Origin of the sequence: Streptomyces sp. SPB074, assembly GCF_000154905.1 — a bacterium.
GTDB lineage: Bacteria > Actinomycetota > Actinomycetes > Streptomycetales > Streptomycetaceae > Streptomyces.
The window spans coordinates 6,401,612-6,403,475 of sequence record NZ_GG770539.1; the positions used below are offsets into that span (position 1 = coordinate 6,401,612).

Here is a 1,864-nt window from a genome sequence, read left to right on the forward strand (position 1 = left end):
CCGTGCCTCAGGTGGCGATCGTCTGGTCGCCCGTGGCGGGGCGGCTCCAGCGGTAGATCAGGCCCGTCAGGACCACGCCGATGGCGAAGATCGCCGCCGACCACCAGAAGGCCACCGTGAAGCTGTGCAACTGGGCCTGCGCGAGCACGAGCTTCGACGGCCGCTTGCCCACCAGGTAGTTCGTCGCCGCCGTCGTCGCGAGCGTGTTGAGCAGCGAGGTCCCCACCGAACCGCCCACCTGCTGGCACGTGTTGACCATCGCGGAGGCGACCCCCGCGTCCTGCGGACGCACCCCGGCGGTCGCCATGTTGAACGCGGGGGCGAAGATCAGGCCCACGCCGAAACCGGTGAGCAGCAGCGGGGCCAGGATGTGCGCCGCGTACGTGCTGTGCAGGTCCAGGCCGGTGAGCCAGACCATGCCCCCGGCCGCGAAGAGCATCCCCGGCGGCACGAGCGGCTTCGGCCCCGTGCGCGGCAGCACCGCGTTCGTCACCACGACCGACATCATGATCATCACGCCGACCATCGGGAGGAAGGCGAGGCCCGTCTTGATCGGCGAGTAACCGAGGATCTGCTGGAGGTAGTACGTCAGGAAGAGGAACACCCCGAAGAGGCCCGCGCCTGCCAGGAAGATTGCCAGGTACGAGGCGCCGCGCTGCCGGTTGAGCACGACGCGCAGCGGCAGCAGCGGGTGCGCCGCGCGCCGCTCCCGCAGGACGAAGAGGGCCAGGAGCACCGCCCCGCCGGCGAGGAAGCCCCACGTCTGCGCCGAGCCCCAGTGGTGGCGCTCCGCGTTCGAGAAGCCGTACACGATGCAGAAGAGCCCCGCGGTCGCGAGGAACGCGCCCGGCAGATCGAGCCCGGGACGCTCCGCCGGACGCCCGCTCTCCAGGAGCCGCGCCCCGCCCACGAGGGCGAGCACCGCGAAGAGCAGATTCACGTACAGGCACCAGCGCCAGTCCAGGTACTCGGTCAGCACCCCGCCGAGCAGCAGCCCCACCGCGCCGCCCGCCCCCGCGATCGCCCCGTAGATCCCGAACGCCTTGGCCCGTTCCCTGGCGTCCGTGAACGTCGTGGTCAGCAGCGAGAGCGCGGCGGGCGCGAGCATCGCGCCGAAGACGCCCTGCGCCGCGCGGGCGACGACCAGCATCTCGAAGCTCTGCGCCGCGCCCCCGACCGCCGAGGCGGCGGCGAAGCCGATGAGCCCCGTCATGAAGACGACCTTGCGGCCGACCATGTCGGCCACCCGGCCGCCCAGGAGCAGCAAGGAGCCGAAGGCGAGCGCGTAGGCGGTGATGACCCACTGCCGGTTGCCGTTGCTGAACCCGAGGGCCTTCTGCGCGGACGGCAGCGCGATGTTCACGATCGTCGCGTCCAGGACCACCATGAGCTGAGCGGTCCCGATGACCGCCAGCACCCACCAGCGGTGCGCCTGGGCCCGGTTCCTGACGGCCTCCCGCCGCACCTGCCGTCCCGCGTGCCTTCCCTCGCCCCCGCCCTGCCCGCCACTCGTGCCCCCGCCGCCCTGGTCGGCCGGGCCCTCGGATCGGTGTTTCATGGTCTTCAGCCCTTCGACGCTCCGAAATGTCACGTTAAGTGCGGCATTCGGCGCGGGCGACCGGGGCAGGGCCGTACGGGGAGGGGACGGCCGGGCAGGGGCGCCGACAACACTTTTCCTTCAGGAATTGAAGCGACAACTGCCTTTTCTCGGGGATGAGTTGCGTGTGTGCCGACTTTGGTTAGAAGTCTTGACGGCACCCTTGGTGCTCGGTTTGCTTACGCGGCAGGAGACGGACCAGCCCTCTCCCCGGCTTTCGCGCACCCCCCACGGCCCCCCCCCCCGTCACCCCCCACCCCGCCCCGC

The 1,864-nt window shown here is 71.2% G+C and carries 1 protein-coding gene; it reads right to left on the reverse strand.

Annotation, left to right across the window (positions count from 1 at the left end):
• Positions 1–7: 7 nt before the first annotated feature.
• On the reverse strand, positions 8–1,558 hold the full coding sequence (locus tag SSBG_RS27360) for an MFS transporter (protein ID WP_008749290.1): 1,551 nt from the start codon (positions 1,556–1,558) through the stop codon (positions 8–10).
• Between the last annotated feature and the right edge of the window lie 306 nt (positions 1,559–1,864).